Below are 17,979 nucleotides of genomic sequence, written 5' to 3'. Positions count from 1 at the left end.
CTATATTATTAAGTAGCTTATACGATACGTTATTGCACTAATGCTTTGACGCAAAATAATATTTTATCAGAACTATAAAAATTTTGAATTGCCACGATGTCAGGTCAGTGTTAAAATGAGATAACTAATCCAGGGTAAGAGCATAAACACTTGTGCTATGTATAATCTCTCTTAGTAGAGATTCGGATAATTATACTACTACTATTCATTTCTAATATCATATTCAGATAGGCTGCTTCCAACCATCTGTATCGTAAATGTACGTATACAGGTCGTGATGATTGGAAGAGCAGCCTGTTTTGTATACCCTGTCTTTGAGCTTGCGATCTTCAATGTCGTCCTCGTAGTGCCGTCCACTGGCTGTTCTCTTGACATCTTATTTCATAATAGAAAGGTTGCGTATTATGAACATTACAGGTTTGCCTCCAAAACAGGGGCTTTATGATCCTCAATTTGAAAAAGATGCTTGCGGTATGGGTTTTACTGCACACATCAAAGGAACACCTAGTCACCAGATCGTTAGCCAGGCGCTGACGATGCTTGAAAATATGGAGCATCGCGGTGGTCAAGGTAGCGAGCCGAATTCCGGTGACGGAGCCGGTATTATGGTACAGATTCCTCATCGCTTTTTTGTTAAAGAAGCCAAAGCACTTAATTTTGAATTGCCAGAAAAAGGTCAGTATGGTGTAGCGATGGTGTTCCTCTCCCGTGATGAAGAACTACGTAACCGCCATGAAGACCTGTTGAAAGATATTATTGCTCAAGAAGGACAGGTTCTTCTAGGGGTACGTACAGTACCAACAGATGACAGTACACTTGGCAAATCCGCTAAAGATGCGAAGCCAGTCGTTCGCCAATTTTTTATTGGAAGAAGCTCAGAGTTACAAGCTCAAGATGAATTATCTTTTGAACGTAAATTATATGTGATCCGCCGTTTGGCAGAACGTCATATTCGTTTTGCTAGTGAACAGGGCGGAGAAACATTTTATATCCCAAGTTTGTCTTGTCGTAAAGTCGTATACAAAGGCATGCTGACAACGATTCAAGTGGGCGAATTTTATTTGGACTTGCGTAACGAAGAATTCGAATCAGTGATGGCATTGGTTCACTCCCGTTTCAGTACAAATACATTCCCGAGTTGGGATCGTGCCCATCCTTATCGCTTTATGATCCACAATGGTGAGATCAATACAATGCGTGGAAACGTAAACTGGATGCATGCTCGTCAATCTCTGTTCGAGAGCGAAGTATTTGGTGATGATATCGATAAGATTCGTCCTGTGATCAATCCAGATGGATCCGATACAGCGATGTTTGATAATACACTAGAATTTTTGTATCTGAATGGACGTTCATTGCCACATGTTGCGATGATGATGGTTCCTGAACCGTGGAGCAATCATGACAGTATGGATGCGAAGAAAAAAGCATTTTATGAATATCATAGTTGTCTGATGGAGCCGTGGGATGGACCTGCTGCAATGGCATTTACCGATGGTATTCAGATCGGAGCAACACTTGACCGTAACGGTTTGCGTCCAGCACGTTATTATGTCACTAAAGATGATCGTATTATTCTTTCGTCTGAAGTGGGTGTGCTCGATATTCCGGCAGAAGATATCCTGTACAAAGATCGTTTGCGTCCAGGTCGGATGCTACTTGTCGATACAGCAGAAGGTCGTATTATTTCAGATGAAGAAATCAAAGATAAAATTGCTTCAGAACAACCGTATGGCGAATGGCTAGAAGAGCATTTGATGAATTTGGATGAAATTCCAGATGCGCCAGAAGCGATTCAACCAGACCATAGCAATATCGAACAATTGCAATTGTCATTTGGTTATACATTTGAAGAATTGCGCAAAGTATTAGAGCCTATGGCATCTACAGGTGCAGAAGCGATTGGCTCGATGGGATATGATGCACCGCTTGCGGTATTGTCTGATCGCCCGCAACGACTGTTCAATTATTTCAAACAGATGTTTGCACAGGTAACCAATCCTCCTATCGATTCGATTCGTGAAGAGATTGTAACGTCAACTGCAACATCTATAGGACCTGAACGCAATTTACTAGATCCACAACCGGAAAGTTGTCGTCAGATTATTCTGAATACACCGGTATTGTCGAATGAAGATTTTGCTAAGATCCGTCATGTTCGTCGTCCGGGATTCAAAGCAATGACCATTCCTATTTTCTACACCGCAGCAGAAGGTGCAGAAGGATTGCGCAAAGCATTGGATAACTTATGTGCAGCAGCAGATCGTGTTATTCGTAAAGGTCATAATTTCTTGATCCTTTCTGATCGTGGTGTGGATAAAGAAAATGCGGCTATTCCTTCGTTGCTAGCTGTTGCTTGCTTACATCACCATTTGATTCGTCAAGGAACAAGAACCAAAGTCAGTCTATTGCTTGAATCAGGCGAACCGCGTGATGTGCATCATTTTGCATTGTTGTTAGGTTACGGTATCAGTGCAGTCAATCCGTATCTGGTATTTGAATCGTTGCAAGATATGATCAAGCAAGGGTTACTACGTGGTATTTCACATGAAAAAGCTGTGAAAAACTATGTTAAAGGTGTAACCAAAGGCGTAACTAAAATTCTGTCCAAAATGGGGATCTCAACAATTCAGTCTTACCGCGGTGCACAGATTTTTGAAGCTGTAGGCTTGCAGCAAGATTTCGTTGATCAATACTTTACATGGACAGCTTCTCGTATTGGCGGTATTGGTTTGGAAGAAGTAGCCGCAGAAAGTCTGTCTCAGCATTATCGTGCATTTACAGACAAAGATGGTAACGATAAAGTATTGGATTCCGGTGGTGACTATCAATGGCGTAATGACGGGGAAAAACATTTGTTCAACCCGCAAACGATCCATTTGTTACAACATGCAGTCCGTACTGGTGATTATAAATTGTACAAAAAATATGCAGCTTTAGTTGAAGGTGAGAATGAAGAACGTCTTACACTGCGTTCTATGCTCAAATTTAAGCCTAATGGTGCACCGATTCCTTTGGAAGAAGTAGAGCCGATTGAATCGATCTTCAAACGCTTCAAAACAGGCGCAATGTCGTTCGGTTCAATCAGTCAAGAAGCGCATGAGAGTCTGGCTATCGCAATGAACCGGATCGGTGGTAAAAGTAATACCGGTGAAGGTGGAGAAGATCCTGCTCGCTTTGTTCCTGATGCGAATGGAGATTCACGCCGTAGTGCTATCAAACAGGTTGCTTCTGGACGATTTGGTGTCACATCAAATTATCTGGTCAATGCGGATGAAATTCAGATCAAAATGGCACAGGGTGCTAAACCGGGTGAAGGTGGACAATTACCAGGACGTAAAGTGTATCCTTGGGTAGCAGAAGTTCGTGGTTCTACACCAGGTGTAGGTCTTATTTCACCACCACCGCATCATGATATTTATTCGATTGAAGATCTAGCTGAACTGATCTATGATCTCAAAAATTCAAATCCACGCGCAGATATCAATGTAAAATTGGTTGCTGAAGTAGGAGTAGGTACGATTGCGGCAGGTGTTGCTAAAGGTCGTGCAGATATTATTTTGGTAAGTGGTTACGATGGTGGTACAGGTGCGTCTCCACAAGGTTCGATTCGTCATGCAGGCTTACCGTGGGAATTGGGTCTAGCAGAGACACAACAAACATTGATTATGAACAATCTTCGTGATCGTGTTGTCTTGGAGACAGATGGTAAAATGCTGAGTGGACGCGATCTAGCAGTAGCAGCTCTATTGGGCGCAGAAGAATATGGTTTCTCTACAGCTCCATTGGTAGCATTAGGCTGTATTATGATGCGTGTCTGTCAGATGGATACTTGTCCTGTAGGTGTAGCTACTCAGAATCCAGAACTCCGTAAAAACTTTACAGGTGATCCTGCTCATGTTGTTAACTTTATGAGATTTGTAGCGGAAGATTTCCGTGAAATCATGGCAGAGCTTGGATTCCGTACCGTACAAGAAATGGTTGGACGTATGGATTGTCTGGATGCTGTCGATGCCGCAGAGCATTGGAAGAAAAAAGGTCTGGATCTGTCTGTATTGCTTCACGAGCCTAAGCTTGCAGAAGGCAGTGAACGCTATAGAGTTCAAAGACAGAATCATCAATTGGAAGAGACATTGGATATGCAACAATTGGTTCCTCTGGCGACTCCAGCTTTGGAAAATGGAACTCGTATTGAAGCCGATCTTGCCATCTGTAACGTAAATCGTGCGACTGGTACGATTCTAGGTAGCGAGATTACACGTAAATATGGCGCAGCAGGTCTGCCAGAAGATACCATTACATTTAACTTCAAAGGATCAGCAGGTCAAAGCTTTGGTGCATTTGTTCCTAAAGGAATGACGCTCAAAGTGGAAGGCGACTGTAATGACTATGTAGGTAAAGGATTGTCTGGTGGTAAATTAGTGGTTCGTCCAGATGCCAAAGCTACATTTGTAGCAGAAGACAACATTATTATCGGAAATACGGCTCTGTATGGCGCTACAAGCGGCGAAGCCTATATTAATGGTATCGCAGGCGAGCGATTCGCTGTACGTAACTCTGGGGCAAACGTTGTGGTTGAAGGCGTGGGTGATCATGGTTGTGAGTATATGACAGGGGGACGTGTCATCGTTCTTGGAGATACAGGTCGTAACTTTGCAGCAGGGATGTCTGGCGGTATCGCTTATGTGCTTGATCCAGATCGTAGCTTCGTTGAGCGTTGTAATCTTGAAATGGTTCTACTCGAATCCATTGAAGATGCAGCGGAACTAGAAGAAGTACGTACTCTGATCGAACGTCATGTAGAGTACACAGGTAGTCAAGCAGGGCAACGTGTATTGCAGGATTGGAATCAACAATCTCAAGACTTTGTTCGTGTTATTCCAAAAGACTACAAACGGATGACCGAGCAGATTCAAAAAGTTCACGATACAGGCTTAACAGGCGAAGCCGCTTTACTGGCAGCCTTTGAAGCTAATATGCGCGAACTGGCACGTTCCGGTGCATAGTCTATTGTCTTCACTAGGATGGTTGCTGGCACTTTTCGACTTTTTAGAATAGAAAAGAGTTAGATCATTTTATGCTTCAACATTAAAGTTCATGTATTAAAGAACCTGTAGTTACTGGAAGTATTCAGTAAGCAGGTTCTTTTTTTGCCTATATGATGTCTGTTCATAAACTGTGATACACTGGATAAAGATTTAGAGAAGTAGTGCCTATTTCGATTCATACTTAGAGCAGGAGGAAAATATATGGAATCCAACTCCAATCCGGTTGTACCTTCTACCGTACATATCTCCAAAGATCCAATGCCTGATTCCAATGAACATCATGGAGCAAATCATCTCCCTGTCGTTCAATTTCAGAATGTAAGCAAAGTTATCGGTGGCAAAACATTAATTGATCATTTAACTTTAGATATTCCAGCTGGAAAAGTATTCGGTTTTCTGGGTCCTAACGGAGCTGGTAAAACCACAACCATTCGAATGATGGTTGGTTTGATGAGTATTACAGAAGGCGATATTTTGATTGATGGTCAAAGTATACGCACGCACTTTGAAGAAGCGATCGCCAAAGTAGGCGCGATTGTCGAAAACCCAGAAATGTATAAGTATATGACAGGGCGACAAAATCTAATGCAGTATGCGCGTATGTCTCCTGGAGTAGATCCTCAGCGAGTCGAAGAAGTAGTACAATTTGTAGGGCTAACCGGACGTATTCATGAAAAAGTAAGTACGTATTCACTGGGTATGCGTCAACGCCTTGGTGTAGCTCAAGCACTTCTTCATCGTCCCAAACTACTCATTTTGGATGAACCTACCAATGGACTTGATCCGCAAGGTATTCGGGAACTACGAGATTATTTGCGTGCATTAACTCGTGAAGAGGGGACTACTGTTTTTGTATCCAGTCATTTGCTCGCCGAAATGGAATTGATGTGTGATGCGATTGCAGTGATTGATGGCGGAAAATTAATCGATGTACGAGAACTGCATACGACTGCTGAAGCCGAAGCGGATCTGATCGCCAAAACAACAGTTATCTTCGAATTGGATCAACCCGAGCGAGCAGTTGAATTGACTTCAGTAGGACAGGTGCAAGGTAACACATGGACCATTGAAGCAGATCGTCAACAAGTCGCTCAATTCAATATGTTATTTGTAAGCAATGGCATAGCCGTATATGCAATTCGTCCAATCAAGCGAAGCTTAGAAGATCAATTCTTAGAGTTAACGCGGGGAGGACAATTATAATGGATTTTTGGAGACTGGTGCATAACGAAAATCTCAAAATTGTACTTAAAAAGTCCACATGGATTTTGACAATCTTGATGATTATTGGATCACCGATCGTACCTATTTTTCTCAAATTGATTGATATTCCTTTTTCAGCACCTGATGTTATTTATCAGTCATTTAACTTATATTTTATTGTGATTATGTTATCGCTTATTATCGCTTCTGAATCGGTATCCAGTGAGTTTTCAAGAGGAACGATTAAGCTACTCTTAATTCGTCCGTGGGATCGTTGGAAAATTTTATTATCCAAATACATTTCAGTGATTTTATTTTCACTAGCGGCTACGATCGTATTTGTTATTTTAAATATAATCTTTGCTTATATCTTATTTCCGGTTTCAGGCAATAGTATTTTATCAGCAGCTTCATCGACACCGGATCTAGTGCTTACTGTGGTCTACAATTACATTCGTGCATTAGTATTGATCACTGTTGCTTTTATGTTATCTTCTTTATTCCGTTCAACTGCATTGTCGATTACGATCTCAATTTTGCTTTATTTTTCGGGCAATACATTGAATGGCATTTTCCGTCTTTTTTTAGAGCAAGAACATCGTGAGTTTATTAAATATTTGCTCTCCACGAACTTGGATCTAACTCAGTATTTTGCTTCACCTACAGGAACATTCGGAATGACATCATTAGGGTTCTCTTTAGGCGTATTGCTCGTTTATATGATCGTGTTTATCGCAATCACATGGTTTTCTTTTGTAAAACGAGATGTACGAGCTTAAGTTAGACCAAGCTATGATTAGAGAGGCGCTATTCTTCTTTTGAAGAGTAGCGTTTTTTATATGGTAATAATTGCATTTCAATTTGTGAATCAACAGACAATGAGTTGGTTATATGGATAGAAGAAGTGATTGGATTATCGAACAAATTGGATTTGAAAGTTCAAGGAAAGGAAGCACAGTATGATTTGGATTGTATTGATTTGCCTTGTTTTTATTTGTCAGACAGGAATTATATTGATTCTTGAGTTTCGTCGCCCATCCAAAGCTGTTGCGTGGATGTTTATTTCATATTGTGTTCCGTTTCTAGGATTTGTTTTGTATTATTTTGTAGCACGTAATTACCGGATTCGTCGTACGATTCGTAAAAAAGGAACCATTATTTTCCGCGAAGTTCGTCATCGGTTATGGAGACAATCACATGTAATACGTGAAGCACAAGATATGGGGAATCCCCATTTTCAAACCGAAGAGCGTCTATTCGGTCTTCTTTCTCATCTGACTGAAAATCCGATTACTGCATGTAACAATGTTAAAGTACTGACAGATGGTAAAGTGACATTTGCAGCGATGCTTCGAGCGTTAGAGCAAGCAGAACACCATATTCATATTCAGTTTTATATTTTTAGAGATGATATGATTGGCAAAGAATTCACTGATGTTCTGATTCGCAAAGCACAAGCCGGTGTGAAAGTACGAATGTTGTGCGATGGGTTGGGCAGTTATCATTTGAAATATGCATTTGTCCGTCGACTAAAAGCCGCAGGAATAGAGTTCCACTTCTTTTTACCTCCATTTACTTCGTTTATTCAACGTGAAGTGAATTATCGTAATCATCGCAAAATTTTGGTGATTGATGGTGAAGTTGGATTTATGGGTGGATTAAATATTGGTGATGATTATTTGGGCTATGATCCTAAGCTGGGATATTGGCGGGACACTCATCTGGAGACACGTGGTGATATTGTTTATTTTCTACAGACGGTCTTCTTGGAAGACTGGGAATTTGCTTCAGGGCAACGGATTACTGATCCGATCTATTTTCCTAAGCATCAATGTGAAGGCAATGAACGAGCATTGATTGTATCGAGTGGACCTGATCGGAACTGGGATGCGATTCAAGAATTGTGTTTTAGTGCGATTGCTGTAGCCAAGCAGCGTATTTGTATCACTACGCCTTATTTTATACCGGATGCAGGCATCTATACAGCACTCAAAACAGCCGCAGTCAGTGGTGTACAAGTCGATATTATTATTCCGAAAATATCCGATTCACAAGTTGTTCATTATGCTTCCTTATCTTATATGCAAGAGTTGATGCGTGCTGGAGTGCGTATTCATCAATATGAAAAAGGATTTGTGCATGCCAAAGTGATGGTGATCGATGATCTACTGGCTTCAGTAGGTACAGCAAATATGGATATGCGTAGCTTTTATAGCAATTTTGAATTGGTAGCTGTTTTGGTAGAACCGTCGACTATCGAGCGCTTAATGGAGGACTTTGAACGTGATCTTGGACATAGTCGTCTATTGAATTATGAGCAGTTTATTAAGCGATCTCGTGTTCAGAAAACGATGGAGACGTTATCACGCATGTTATCACCACTTCTATAAAATAACCTACTGATTGCTGAACGTATTTCTATAATCGTCTATCATCTTAACAAGGAATGGGATCAAGAATATGGTATAATCGCTCTATCAAACGATTTGGCAGACGATAGTTATTAGATATCGTATCACTTGTCATTTTATATGGAGGAACACATGTCTGAACGATTACCAGCAACATCATATACATTTACCAGTCAAAGCTTGGAAGATACCGATCAACTAGCTGCTTTTTTAGCCAAGCGTTCATTGCCTGGCACTATTATTACACTAGACGGAGATTTGGGAGCAGGGAAAACTCATTTTTCCAAATCATTTGCCCGTTATCTAGGTGTAACATCATTGGTGAATAGCCCAACATTTACGATCATTAAGGAATATGAAGGAAATATGCCTTTTTATCATATGGATGTATACCGGATTAGCGAAGATGAAGCGGCTGATCTGGGGTTAGATGAATACTTTTATGGACAGGGTGCTACATTGGTCGAATGGGCGAGTATTATTCCTGACTTATTACCTGCTCAGCGATTAGGGATCGAGATTACAGTCAATGAAGACAACACACGCAAGTTCGTCTGTACAGGTTATGGAGAACCTTATTCAGAGTGGTGTCGTGAGTTAATACAGAATGGAGTTAGTGACAATCAATGAATGAAATCAACGAACAGCCGCGCAAGCGGTTTTTGGTTTTGGATACATCTACAGCTTCTCAAAATGTAGCTGTTATGCAAGAAAATGAAGTACTTGTAGCTGAAAATAGTTATGCTGATCGCAATCATTCTGTCGGTCTGGTGAATGGAATCCAGAAGCTGATGGAACAGTCTAATACATCTCGCAGTGAATTAGCAGGTATTGCTGTAGGTGTGGGTCCTGGTTCATACACAGGTATTCGTATTGCGGTAACAACAGCCAAAACATTAGCATGGACATTACAGATTCCAGTCGTAGGCTTTTCCAGTCTAGCAGCGCTGGCTTGGAGTGGATATCGTGAGTATCTGTCTACCCATATAGAATCATCTGAATTATCTCAAACAACAGCATCCTCTCAGCCGTCCGTATGGATTATTCCACTGATGGATGGTCGCCGTGCTCAGGTATATACTTCGTTATTTGATATTCAATCTACGTCTACAGAATCTACAGCAGAGATAGTAACTTTGCCAAAGCGTATCGAAGAAGATCGGATTATGCTTATGGATCATTGGATGGATCAGATTGCTGCTCAGTATCAGGGGTTGTCTGAACAAGAACGTCCGCATCATATTTTGATCGTCGGAGAAACGGCTAACCATCAAGAGCGAGCAGAGCGTTTACAGGATGTTATTGAAGCGAAGATCACCATACTAGCATGTGGACTTGATGCAGGATGTGCAGGAGAAGTCGGAGCAAATTTACTTTTAGATGGCAAATATGATGATACCCATCATTTACTACCCAATTACACACAACTGTCAGAAGCAGAAGCGAATTTGCTACGCCAGTCAAAATAGAAAGGAAGTGTGCTCATGGCATTACGATACGAGCAGAATCAACAACAACCTGTGCTACGTAAAATGACGATTGATGATATTCCAGAAGTGATGGAGATTGAACATGAAGCATTCACACTCCCCTGGACAGAAGAAGCATTTCGTAATGAATTGACAATGAATCATTTTGCTCGTTATATGGTGATGGTAATCGATGGACGAACGATCGGTTATGCAGGCATGTGGACGATTATGGATGAAGCTCATGTTACCAATATTGCGATTCGGGAAGCTTATCGTGGACGTAAGCTTGGAGAAGCTTTATTAGTCGAACTGATGAACTGGGCATTAGAATTAGGAATGTTACGCATGACACTTGAAGTACGTGTCTCCAATGAGATCGCACAGCAATTATATATGAAATTAGGTTTTAGTAACGCAGGTATTCGTAAAGGGTATTATTCGGATAATAATGAAGACGCCATGATTATGTGGTGCGAGTTAGCCGAAGCGCAAGGTCATCTGGAAGGAAGCGTGGAATAAACATGATGCAACAAGATATACAACGTGAAGGATGCCATATTCTAGCGATAGAGACGAGCTGTGACGAGACGTCCGTGTCTATTGTAAAAGATGGTAAAATCGTGCTGTCCAATCTCGTATCGAGTCAGATAGAGACACACAAAGCTTTTGGCGGTGTGGTACCCGAAGTCGCTTCACGCAAACACGTAGAAAGTATTACATTGATGATTGAAGAAGCAATCCAAGAATCGGGAGTTGTATTAGAAGATATTTCAGCTATTGCAGTTACTCAAGGCCCCGGCTTAGTAGGTGCTTTATTAGTAGGCATTATGGCGGCAAAAAGTTTGGCATTTGCATTAGACAAGCCTTTGATCGGAACCCACCATATTGCAGGTCATATTTATGCAAATAATTTAACCGCAGAGATACAATATCCTTCGATGGCATTGGTCGTATCAGGTGGACATACTGAACTGGTATTACTAGAATCTGAAGGTCAATTTCAATTGATCGGTAGCACTCGTGATGATGCAGTAGGGGAAGCGTACGACAAAGTAGCACGAGCATTAGGATTCCCTTATCCGGGTGGGCCTTATGTAGATAATCTGGCGATGGAAGCAGAATCGGCAGTATCTTTGCCACGAGTATGGTTAGAAGCCAATTCATATGATTTTAGCCTGAGTGGATTGAAGTCAGCCGTTTTGAATGTAGTCAATCAGAAGAAAATGCGCGGCGAAGAACCGATGATAGGCGAGATCGCACGAGGTTTTCAAGAATCGGTAGTTGAAGTACTGGTGGAAAAAGCTGTTCGTGCAGTGCGCCAGTATGGAGCGAAGCAGTTGTTATTATGTGGTGGAGTAGCTGTTAACCGCGGGTTACGGGCGAATCTAACTGATCGTTGTGAAAAAGAAAAGATTGAGTTGTTGATTCCGCCGTTTGAGTATTGTACCGATAATGCAGCAATGATCGGAGCGGCTGCTTATTTGAAATGGAAACATAGTCAATTCACTACATTGGATCTGAAAGCAGAGCCATCTCTTTCACTTGAAAAATGGTCGGTCACGTATCAACCTGTAGAGCAAACTGAAAATAGTATTGACTAATGTAACTCGCGCTTTTATAATATCAATAATTCATTATCTATAATGATCTTCATCTTAAATAGAATAAACGCTTGGAACGGGATTAGTAGGGAGATTCGCTTGAATCCAGAGAGCTGCGGGATGGTGCAACGCAGTATGAAGGCAACCCTGAACTCACCCGGGAGCGGAATGATGGAAAGTCTAACGAGTAGACAGGTACATCATTACGGTTGATCCCCGTGATCGGATACCATTAGATTGTATTTCATATAATGCATTTTAATGGATAAAGCGGGACGCCGTTTTGAATGATTCTAATCAGCGTCCAATAAGAGTGGTACCGCGAAGGTAAATCAACCGTCGTCTCTTTTACAGAGATGGCGGTTTTTTGGTATTTTCATAAAGAGATACTATCGCTCTATTGGAATAGATAACGAACTGTGAATTCACAAACTTACTAATAACATCATATACACACACGCAAAGAACAGGAGTAGTAAAAAGAAAGCTACCACAATCAGAGAGTTGCGGGAAGGTGCGACGCAATACGGTAGATGGTCTTTTGAACTCGCCTGGGAGCGGAAGTAGGGAACATGATGATAGATGTCACCATCGTACTTACTTACGGGTCATTCCCGTCATCCAATGCTGATCCAGTAGATGTACATATACTTATTATCTATGTACATCTACTGGATCAGATAAAGCGGGAATCAATACGATTCCAACAAGAGTGGTACCGCGACAGCATCGTCTGGCGTCTCTTACATTAGTGAGAGAAGTCAGGCTTTTTTTGTATTCTTTTTTCTTGAAATGTATCTAATTATGTATGCAAATAAAGAATTTGGGAGCGTGAATGAGATGAGTCAGATCAGTCAACCAAGCTACAAAAAGATTGCTATTTTAGATACCACTTTGCGTGATGGAGAACAAGCACCGGGAGCGACACTACAATGGGATCAGAAAATAGCATTGGCAGAACGGCTACAAGCGTTAGGTGTCGATGTGCTAGAACCTGGTTTTCCTATTTCCAGCCCGGGAGAGTTCGAAGCCGTACAGAAAATAGCTAGAACATTTCAGCAATTTGAAATTTGTGGATTTGCACGAGCTGTAAAAATCGATATCGAAGCCGCCGCCAAAGCAACAGAGGATGCTGTTAATCGCAGAATTCACTTGTTTTTGTCCTCTTCCGATATCCATTTACAACATCAATTACGCAAAACAAGAGCAGAAACGGTGCAGATTGCGCATGATATGGTGTCTTTTGCCAAGCAGTTTACCGATCGTGTGCAATTTACAGCGATGGATGCTTCTCGGACAGCAATAGATGATCTGATTGAAATGGTAGAGGTGGCTATTGCCGCAGGGGCAACGATTATTAACTTGCCTGACACTGTAGGATATGCTTTGCCAGACGAATATGGACAGATGTTTAGAGCTGTTCGTCAAGGAGCACGAGGAGCTGAAAATGTTCAGTTGAGTGCACACTGTCATAACGATCTAGGATTAGCAGTAGCGAATAGTCTAGCAGCGGTTCAAGCAGGTGCAGATCAAGTAGAAGTCACTGTTAACGGAGTCGGTGAACGTACAGGGAACTGTGCATTGGAAGAATTGGTCATGGCAATTGAGACACGCCGTAATAGTCTAGATGTAACAACGAATATACGCGCGGAAGCATTATATGAGATTTCACATGAAGTGAGTCGAGCGATGAGATTTCCAGTAGCTTATAACAAACCAGTAATCGGTAGAAATGCATTCCGTCATGAATCAGGAATCCATCAAGATGGATTATTAAAAGATCTATCGACGTATGAAATTATGAGTCCAGAACGATTAGGTATTCCGCGTACGATGATTATATTAGGAAAGCATTCAGGTCGACATGCTCTTTCTAATCGTTTAGCACAATATGATATTTATCCTGAAGAGCAACAACTTCATCAATGGTATGAAGATTTCAAAAAATACGCCGATCACAAACATCATGTGACAGATGAAGAGCTATTAATGTTGACAGGAAATTCAAACGCAATCACCCAGTCTCAACTTTCGATTGAAGATATTCAGTGGAATGCTCATTCAGATGGAACGATCGCATCCAAAGTCACCTTAAGCAGTCATGATCATCCATATACGACTCAATCGATTGCTATTGGAGCGATGCAATCGGTGATGAATAGTCTTCAACAAGCCGTTCAGCAATATATGGGCCAAGAGATGATTGAACACTCAGAAGATAAAATAGAAGGTATACAATTGGAAGATATGGAAATGCAATCGTTCTATACGAACGGTATAGCATACACAGATGCTGTGGCAACAATCTGTTATCAGAAACAGACCTTCCGTGGTACCGCTTCCGGACAAGATTCGTTACAAACGGCGGCGATTGCTTTTGTATCTGCATGTAATCAGGCGTTTACAGAAACCATTAGAATGAAGAATGATTTGTCAAGATGTTAACAAAGTTATCCACATATCCCCCACAAAGTGTGTATAAGTACAAAATAAGTGATTATACGAAGCTTTTTCAAAATAATTAAATAGGGGATATGTTTATCACATGATTTGGTCGAAATCTGTGGATAATGTGCATAACTCGGTGGATAAATATGGATATGGATAAAAAATAGTAGTATAACAGTGAAAAATGACCCTAATGGGTCATTTTTTATGATCAATAAATCGCTAATTTTGTGGATAACTTTGTTTGTAAACTTTTTTACTTGCTTAAAATAAAGTTTTTGATCTTTTACAATCTCGTGTACAAGTCTTGACAAAACGAACTATTATTCCGCAGCTAACGTTTCCCATTCTTCATAAGCCTCTTCTAATGACTGTTGCAATTGAGCAATTTCCTCTTGATGCTTTTGGACAGCTTCATAGTCTTGATAGACCTCAGGAAGTGTTAATTTTTGCTCCAATTCACTGATACGTTCTTCCCAATCGGCAATATCTTTTTCCAATTGTTCTGTGCGTCGTTGACGATTACGCTCATCTCGTTTGGCTTGTTTGCTTTCTTCATATGAATTGGCAAAGGGTTCTTCTGTTGTCCCTGTTGTAGTCGTATTATTTTTGGATTGTTGGAGTGCATTTTCAGCAGCGATTTCGAGTAATTCTTGTTTTTTAGCTGTATAATCATCGAAATTCCCAAGATAAGCCGTTAATCCTTCAGGACGCAGTTCTAAGATTCGTTCTGCCATTTTATTTAAGAAATACCGGTCATGTGAAATAAATAATAGGGTGCCTTCATAATCCATCAGCGCGGATTCCAACACTTCTTTGCTCATTAAGTCCAGATGGTTGGTCGGCTCATCCAGAATCAGCATATTGGCATCCAGTAACATCAATTTGGTCAAAGAAACTCTGGCTTTCTCACCACCGCTAAGCGCAGATATTTTTTTGAGTACATCTTCACCACTGAACAAGAAGTTACCAAGCACTGTACGAATACGTACTTCTTCTAAATGAGAGAAACTACCCCATACTTCCTCAAGCACGGTATTGTTGGGATTCAAATGACCTTGTTCTTGATCATAGTAACCAATTTTTACTTTTGCTCCCCATTCGATCTTACCAGTGTCTGGCTGATGCTCATCAATAAGTGCTTTTAGCATAGTGGTTTTACCAGTTCCGTTTGGTCCGATAAGTGCAACCATATCTCCACGTCTTAATTCAAATGAGATCGGTTCAAAAAGTTTTTGCTTATCTTCATACGAAAGAGTCAATTGATGAACACGCAACACTTCTTTACCAGAGACGACAGATACACCGAATGAGAAGTTTGCTTTTTTGAGGTCACCTGCAGGACGATCCAAGCGATCCATTTTATCAAGTGCTTTACGACGACTTTGGGCACGTTTGGTCGTGGATGCGCGTACAATATTTTTTTGCACAAAAGCTTCCATACGTGCGATTTCACCTTGTTGTTTATCGAACTGTTTCATTGCCGTTTCATATTCAGCGGCTTTGATATCAATATAACGACTGTAGTTACCGGTATATCGTTTGGAACGATGACGCTCAATCTCGACAATTGTAGTCACTAAGCGATCTAGAAAATAACGGTCATGCGATACAACCAGTAATGATCCGGAATAACCACGTAAATAATCTTCTAGCCATGTCAGAGTATCGATATCCAAATGGTTGGTCGGTTCATCCAGCATTAATAGATCAGGTGCTTGTAACAGAATACGTGCCAGTGCTAATCTTGTTTTTTGCCCGCCACTTAGCGTCTCGACAGTCGTTTCTTGAGAAAAGTCACCAAATCCCATACCATGCAAAATACTGCGAATCCGTGTATCCATTTCATATCCGCCTTGTTCACGGAACCACTCGGAACGTTCTGCATAACGAGCGAGAAGATCAGCATATCCTTTGTCATCTTCCATCATGGCAGGATCAGCAATCTGTTGTTCCATAACACGTAATTCTTGTTCGGTATCAATTAAGTTAGCAAATACAGAACGCATTTCTTCGCCGATCGTATGGCCATGATGTAATCCACTATTTTGCGCTAGATAACCAAGTGTCATTTCTTTATTGCGGAAAATCTGCCCACTATCATAAGACATTTCACCTGCAATAATTTTGAGCAAGGTTGATTTGCCTGCGCCGTTTACCCCGACCAGACCAATCCGTTCTCTTTCTTCAATTTGCAAATTTAAGCCTTCTAAAATAGGTGTAATTCCGTACAGTTTAGTAATTCCATTTGCTTGCAGTAACATTGACTGATTGAGCCCCCACATCATATATATAATTGAAAATCATGAATTTGTATAAAAAGTTATTGTATTTAGTTTACATGAAAGGATGTTAATTTGCACCGTAGATCATTTTTAATAGAGGGTGAAGTTGGTTTTTGGAAAGAACAATGATACACTGTCACTATCGGGATTTTTGCGAAATTTGCGATGATCATACAGGCTTATTATTCCTACAACAGCCTGGTCTGTGCAAGGAGGTAAACCATGGAAATCGTCTCAAATAAACAGCGTTTACGACAAGAGTTGAAACGTAAGCGAATGGCATTAACTCCTGAACAACGATTACAAGAATCAGCAGACATTTGCGCTGCTGCTGCCTCATATATGAATCAATTGCGTCAACAAAAACAAAAATCAACACTAACTTTATTTACTTATCTAGCGTATCGTGATGAACCAGATACAATGCCCTTATTGCATCAATGCTGGCAAGTAGGAGATACTGTTTTTGCCCCGCGTATTGATGCAGCGCAAGATGCTCTTTTTCATTTATACCCAATTACAGGTATTCATGATATCGAACCCGGAGCTTTTGGTATTCCCGAACCTAAGCACGACCTGCCAATAGTACCCGAATCAGCGTGGCAAGAGATAGATCTTATTCTTGTTCCGGGACTTGGATATGATAAGCAGGGTGGACGTATTGGTTATGGTGGTGGATACTATGATCGTTTTATGTCCAGATTAGAGCAGACTTCTTCTCATCTACCTGTATGTGGAGCGTTTGTTTTTGGCACGCAAATCACGGAAAAGATTCCGATGGAATCGCATGATTTCCGTATCGACGTGCTGTTTATGGCGTCTGAATATAAAGTAACAACAAAAAGCGAGAAGTAGACACAATAGGTGGGATAGATAACGATGAGTGATCAACATAATCAAGAGTATGAAGGTCTACCAACACCGGCAGGGAAACTGACTCATTTTAATGAGCAAGGACGTGCGCGGATGGTCGATATTTCAGATAAAGAAAGTACATCACGTACAGCGATTGCAGTAACTACCGTTCAGATGTTACCAGCAACACTGGCTGCGATCAAAGCAGGACAGGTAGGTAAAGGCGATGTATTGGCTGTTGCACAGGTAGCAGGTATCCAAGCTGCCAAGCGTACATCAGATTGGATTCCGATGTGCCATCCTTTACCTTTAACAGGTGTAAATATTACCTTTGGAGATAATGATCATGATGAGCTTCATATTGAAGTTCAAGTGAAAACAGAAGGTAAAACAGGTGTAGAGATGGAAGCTTTAACCGCGGCTTCTGCTGTTGCTTTGACCGTATATGATATGTGTAAAGCACTACAAAAAGATATGGTGATTGGACCGACGATGCTATTATCCAAAAGCGGCGGAAAAAATGGAGATTTTAAAAGAAACGAATAGAAGTCATCCATATACGTGATAGAGACGAATCCTTATAGTAAGAATAGTGATCCACCTGAATCGATGAATACAGATGTAATAGATAGAGGAAGATGGCAGATAGATGGGGA

Annotated in this window: 12 protein-coding genes and 2 other annotated features; of the genes, 11 read left to right on the top strand and 1 reads right to left on the bottom strand. The window is 41.0% G+C overall.

Annotated elements, in window-relative coordinates:
• The first annotated feature begins 404 nt into the window (after positions 1 to 404).
• From gltB to PaeCFBP13512_RS02510, 9 genes are all read left to right on the top strand, one after another.
• Positions 405 to 5,006: a glutamate synthase large subunit gene (gltB, locus tag PaeCFBP13512_RS02550; RefSeq protein ID WP_137220929.1), complete on the top strand. Its 4,602-nt coding sequence runs from the start codon at positions 405 to 407 to the stop codon at positions 5,004 to 5,006.
• Between the two features lie 300 nt (positions 5,007 to 5,306).
• A complete protein-coding gene (locus PaeCFBP13512_RS02545; RefSeq protein WP_137221425.1) occupies positions 5,307 to 6,251 on the top strand; it encodes an ABC transporter ATP-binding protein in 945 nt (314 codons plus the stop codon).
• Positions 6,251 to 7,030, top strand: a complete 780-nt coding sequence (locus PaeCFBP13512_RS02540) for an ABC transporter permease (protein WP_137220927.1) — start codon at positions 6,251 to 6,253, stop codon at positions 7,028 to 7,030. The genes PaeCFBP13512_RS02545 and PaeCFBP13512_RS02540 overlap by 1 nt, the downstream gene beginning before the upstream one ends.
• A 180-nt stretch (positions 7,031 to 7,210) precedes the next feature.
• Positions 7,211 to 8,641, top strand: coding sequence for a cardiolipin synthase (gene cls, locus PaeCFBP13512_RS02535; protein WP_137220925.1), 1,431 nt, complete (start codon positions 7,211 to 7,213; stop codon positions 8,639 to 8,641).
• A 153-nt stretch (positions 8,642 to 8,794) separates the two neighbouring features.
• Positions 8,795 to 9,292, top strand: a complete 498-nt coding sequence (gene tsaE, locus PaeCFBP13512_RS02530) for a tRNA (adenosine(37)-N6)-threonylcarbamoyltransferase complex ATPase subunit type 1 TsaE (protein ID WP_137220923.1) — start codon at positions 8,795 to 8,797, stop codon at positions 9,290 to 9,292.
• The gene (gene tsaB / locus PaeCFBP13512_RS02525; protein ID WP_137220921.1) at positions 9,289 to 10,131 is read left to right on the top strand and encodes a tRNA (adenosine(37)-N6)-threonylcarbamoyltransferase complex dimerization subunit type 1 TsaB; all 843 of its coding nucleotides are present in this window, start codon (positions 9,289 to 9,291) and stop codon (positions 10,129 to 10,131) included. Before tsaE ends, tsaB begins: the two co-directional genes overlap by 4 nt.
• 15 nt (positions 10,132 to 10,146) lie before the next feature.
• The gene (rimI, locus tag PaeCFBP13512_RS02520; protein ID WP_069326147.1) at positions 10,147 to 10,653 is read left to right on the top strand and encodes a ribosomal protein S18-alanine N-acetyltransferase; all 507 of its coding nucleotides are present in this window, start codon (positions 10,147 to 10,149) and stop codon (positions 10,651 to 10,653) included.
• A 2-nt stretch (positions 10,654 to 10,655) separates the two neighbouring features.
• A complete protein-coding gene (tsaD, locus tag PaeCFBP13512_RS02515; protein WP_137220919.1) occupies positions 10,656 to 11,735 on the top strand; it encodes a tRNA (adenosine(37)-N6)-threonylcarbamoyltransferase complex transferase subunit TsaD in 1,080 nt (359 codons plus the stop codon).
• 63 nt (positions 11,736 to 11,798) lie between these two features.
• Positions 11,799 to 12,085 (top strand) — a binding site (T-box leader).
• Positions 12,086 to 12,188: 103 nt separating this feature from the next.
• Positions 12,189 to 12,482 (top strand) — a binding site (T-box leader).
• Positions 12,483 to 12,575: 93 nt separating this feature from the next.
• A complete protein-coding gene (locus tag PaeCFBP13512_RS02510) occupies positions 12,576 to 14,180 on the top strand; it encodes a 2-isopropylmalate synthase (protein ID WP_137220917.1) in 1,605 nt (534 codons plus the stop codon).
• A 326-nt stretch (positions 14,181 to 14,506) separates the two neighbouring features.
• On the opposite strand, the gene PaeCFBP13512_RS02505 is transcribed toward PaeCFBP13512_RS02510, so the two are convergent.
• Positions 14,507 to 16,447, bottom strand: coding sequence for an ABC-F family ATP-binding cassette domain-containing protein (locus PaeCFBP13512_RS02505; protein ID WP_137220915.1), 1,941 nt, complete (start codon positions 16,445 to 16,447; stop codon positions 14,507 to 14,509).
• 243 nt (positions 16,448 to 16,690) lie between these two features.
• Here PaeCFBP13512_RS02505 and PaeCFBP13512_RS02500 point away from each other — a divergent pair, with 243 nt between their 5' ends.
• A complete protein-coding gene (locus PaeCFBP13512_RS02500) occupies positions 16,691 to 17,323 on the top strand; it encodes a 5-formyltetrahydrofolate cyclo-ligase (protein ID WP_137220913.1) in 633 nt (210 codons plus the stop codon).
• Between the two features lie 24 nt (positions 17,324 to 17,347).
• Entirely contained in the window at positions 17,348 to 17,869 is a 522-nt protein-coding gene (gene moaC, locus PaeCFBP13512_RS02495; protein ID WP_137220911.1) for a cyclic pyranopterin monophosphate synthase MoaC, read from the top strand.
• The last annotated feature ends 110 nt before the right edge of the window (positions 17,870 to 17,979 follow it).

This window comes from Paenibacillus sp. CFBP13512 (assembly GCF_005233705.1).
Lineage (GTDB): Bacteria > Bacillota > Bacilli > Paenibacillales > Paenibacillaceae > Saccharibacillus > Saccharibacillus nuruki.
The sequence above is the reverse complement of the archived record's forward strand: the minus strand, read 5'-3'. Positions and strand labels throughout refer to the sequence as shown.

Excerpts from the sequence above, each read along its gene's own strand:
- rimI (WP_069326147.1), top strand. The coding sequence starts at position 10,147 with ATGGCATTACGATACGAGCAGAATCAACAACAACCTGTGCTACGTAAA.
- PaeCFBP13512_RS02540 (WP_137220927.1), top strand. The coding sequence starts at position 6,251 with ATGGATTTTTGGAGACTGGTGCATAACGAAAATCTCAAAATTGTACTT.
- tsaE (WP_137220923.1), top strand. The coding sequence starts at position 8,795 with ATGTCTGAACGATTACCAGCAACATCATATACATTTACCAGTCAAAGC.
- PaeCFBP13512_RS02545 (WP_137221425.1), top strand. The coding sequence starts at position 5,307 with ATGCCTGATTCCAATGAACATCATGGAGCAAATCATCTCCCTGTCGTT.
- gltB (WP_137220929.1), top strand. The coding sequence starts at position 405 with ATGAACATTACAGGTTTGCCTCCAAAACAGGGGCTTTATGATCCTCAA.
- PaeCFBP13512_RS02505 (WP_137220915.1), bottom strand. The coding sequence starts at position 16,447 with ATGTTACTGCAAGCAAATGGAATTACTAAACTGTACGGAATTACACCT.
- tsaD (WP_137220919.1), top strand. The coding sequence starts at position 10,656 with ATGATGCAACAAGATATACAACGTGAAGGATGCCATATTCTAGCGATA.
- PaeCFBP13512_RS02500 (WP_137220913.1), top strand. The coding sequence starts at position 16,691 with ATGGAAATCGTCTCAAATAAACAGCGTTTACGACAAGAGTTGAAACGT.
- moaC (WP_137220911.1), top strand. The coding sequence starts at position 17,348 with ATGAGTGATCAACATAATCAAGAGTATGAAGGTCTACCAACACCGGCA.
- cls (WP_137220925.1), top strand. The coding sequence starts at position 7,211 with ATGATTTGGATTGTATTGATTTGCCTTGTTTTTATTTGTCAGACAGGA.
- tsaB (WP_137220921.1), top strand. The coding sequence starts at position 9,289 with ATGAATGAAATCAACGAACAGCCGCGCAAGCGGTTTTTGGTTTTGGAT.
- PaeCFBP13512_RS02510 (WP_137220917.1), top strand. The coding sequence starts at position 12,576 with ATGAGTCAGATCAGTCAACCAAGCTACAAAAAGATTGCTATTTTAGAT.